The sequence below is a fragment of the Actinomadura sp. GC306 genome, from assembly GCF_004348665.1.
GTDB lineage: Bacteria > Actinomycetota > Actinomycetes > Streptosporangiales > Streptosporangiaceae > Spirillospora.
In genome coordinates this window covers 1-2,094 of the sequence record NZ_SMKM01000486.1, presented here as the reverse complement: position 1 = coordinate 2,094, position 2,094 = coordinate 1, and the positions used below count along the sequence as shown (strand labels likewise).

Below are 2,094 nucleotides of genomic sequence, written 5' to 3'. Positions count from 1 at the left end.
GGTCAGGGGGCTACGGCTTCGCCGGGGGTGCCGGGGTCGATTCGGCGGTTCGGGTTGCGGGCGTTCCAGGCGCGCATGCGGGCGGGGTAGCCGACGATCTGGACGTCGTAGATGGGGAGTTTCAGGTCGCGGGCCACCTTGGCGATGACCTTGGGGGAGCCCACGCGGCGGCGGGTCCACTCGCCGTCGTGGGCCACGGCGACGGCCGTGGTGTCGGTGGCGAACGTCTCCGGCTCGACGAAGAACTCCACGCCGCGGCGGCTGCGGGCGAAGGCGATCAGCGCCTCGATGTCGGAGTCGGTGGCCTCGCGGTCGAGCCTCGTGACCGAGGACCCGCGGTTCTTGCGGAGCCCGAATCGATCCCGGAACCTCATGCCTGTCCCGTCGTCTGGTGCGGCCCCGGACCTCTTCCGGGGTCGGTGCGGTCTATGACGATAACGGCTCGGCGGGACGCGTGGTTCCCGACACGGCGGCGGTATCCCCGTCCGGCGGGGCGCCGCGCTCTAGACTGTCGCGTCTCGGGGGATCAGCAGCGGGGGGCGTGTGTTGATAGGGGTGGTCCGGCGAGCGGCCGCCGCCGTGCTCGTGGCGGCGGTATGCGGATGGCTGAGCACATTGGCCCCGGACGGCGGAGCCGCGCGGCTCGCCGCGGCGAAAGGCAAGGCGCCCGGGCCCAAGAGCGAGGCGCCCGAGCCCAAGCCGGAACCTCCGCCACCGCCGCCGCCCGACTGCACGCAGGCGAAGTGCCTGGCGCTGACGTTCGACGACGGGCCGGCGGAGAGCACCGGGGAACTGCTCGACATCCTCGCGTCCCGCAACGTCAAGGCGACGTTCTTCCTGGTGGGCGAGAACGCCGCCAAGCGTCCCGACCTCGTGCGGCGCACCCATGCGGCCGGGCACGAACTCGCCGACCACGGCTACACGCACGCCGACCTTGGCAGGGCGTCCAAGAAGACGATCGTGTCGGAGCTGACCCGGACGCAGGACGCGATCCGCAACGCATCCGGGGTCACCCCCGTCCTGCTGCGGCCGCCGTACGGGTCGACGTCCGAGCGCCTGGCCCGCGTCACGCGGCGGATGGGCATGGCGCAGGTGCTGTGGACGGTCGACCCGTTCGACTGGCGGAACCGCGACACCGACGACATCGAGCGGCGGGTCGTCAAGCAGGCGAAACCCGGCGGCATCGTGCTCCTGCACGACATCCACCGGACGACCGTGCGGGCCGTCCCGGAGATCGTCGACAGGCTGGCCGCCAAGGGCTACGTGTTCGTGACCGTCAGCGAGCTGTTCGGCGGGAAGCTGACCCCCGGGAAGGAGTACCGCGAACTCGAATCAGGGGCCGGTCAGGGTCATCCCTGATGCCGCACGGCGCCGCGTCGCGGAGCATGAAAGGCATGAACAGCAGCTACGCGGTGGGGGATCTGAGGGTCTCGGACGCCGAACGCGAATCGGTCATCGGGCGCCTGCAGGACGCGTACGCGGAGGGCCGGCTCGACCACGAGGAATTCGACCTCCGCACGCACCTGGCGATGACGGCGAAGACCCGTAACGACCTCGGCGGGCTCACCCACGACCTGGTGCCCGCGCCGCGGCCGGGGCGAAAAGCCGTCCCCTGGGACGGGGAGCCCCCCACGGGCGAGGACCGCATGCTCGCCTCGGCGGCGCACGCCGTGGCCGTCCCGACCCTGTTCGTCGGGCCGCTCGTGCTGATGCTGCTGAGCGGGAAGCGGTCCGAGTACGTCCGGCGGCAGGCGGCCGAGGCCGTGAACTTCCATCTGACGCTCCTCCTGCTGACCATCGTCACCTTCGGCATCGGCGGGGTCGTCTACGCCGTTGCGTGGGTCCTGTCGTTGGTGGCGGCCGTCTACGCCCTGTCCGGCAACTCGTTCCGTTACCCCTGGATCCTCCGCCTGGTGAAGTGACTCTCGCCGTCTGGCTCGTCGATCTGGCGTGGCGGGTGCGGTGCGGTGGTGGACCTGCTGTCCGGCGACTCGTTCCGGTGCCCGTGGATACTGTGCGCCTGGTGGAGTGACCCCCGGGGTCCGGGCTTGTTGATCCAGCGTGACCGGTGCGGGGCGGGGGTGTTTGTCAGGC

At 71.2% G+C, this 2,094-nt stretch carries 3 protein-coding genes; 2 read left to right on the top strand and 1 reads right to left on the bottom strand.

What is annotated here, in order from left to right; genetic code table 11:
• Positions 1 to 2 precede the first annotated feature (2 nt).
• The gene (locus E1200_RS32865) at positions 3 to 374 is read right to left on the bottom strand and encodes a hypothetical protein (RefSeq protein WP_131956513.1); all 372 of its coding nucleotides are present in this window, start codon (positions 372 to 374) and stop codon (positions 3 to 5) included.
• Between the two features lie 181 nt (positions 375 to 555).
• Between E1200_RS32865 and E1200_RS32860 the strand changes: the two genes are divergently transcribed.
• A complete protein-coding gene (locus E1200_RS32860) occupies positions 556 to 1,359 on the top strand; it encodes a polysaccharide deacetylase family protein (RefSeq protein WP_243709046.1) in 804 nt (267 codons plus the stop codon).
• 35 nt (positions 1,360 to 1,394) lie between these two features.
• Positions 1,395 to 1,922 carry a DUF1707 and DUF4870 domain-containing protein gene (locus E1200_RS32855; protein ID WP_131956511.1) on the top strand — a complete coding sequence of 176 codons (528 nt, stop codon included), beginning with the start codon at positions 1,395 to 1,397 and terminating at the stop codon, positions 1,920 to 1,922.
• Positions 1,923 to 2,094: the final 172 nt, after the last annotated feature.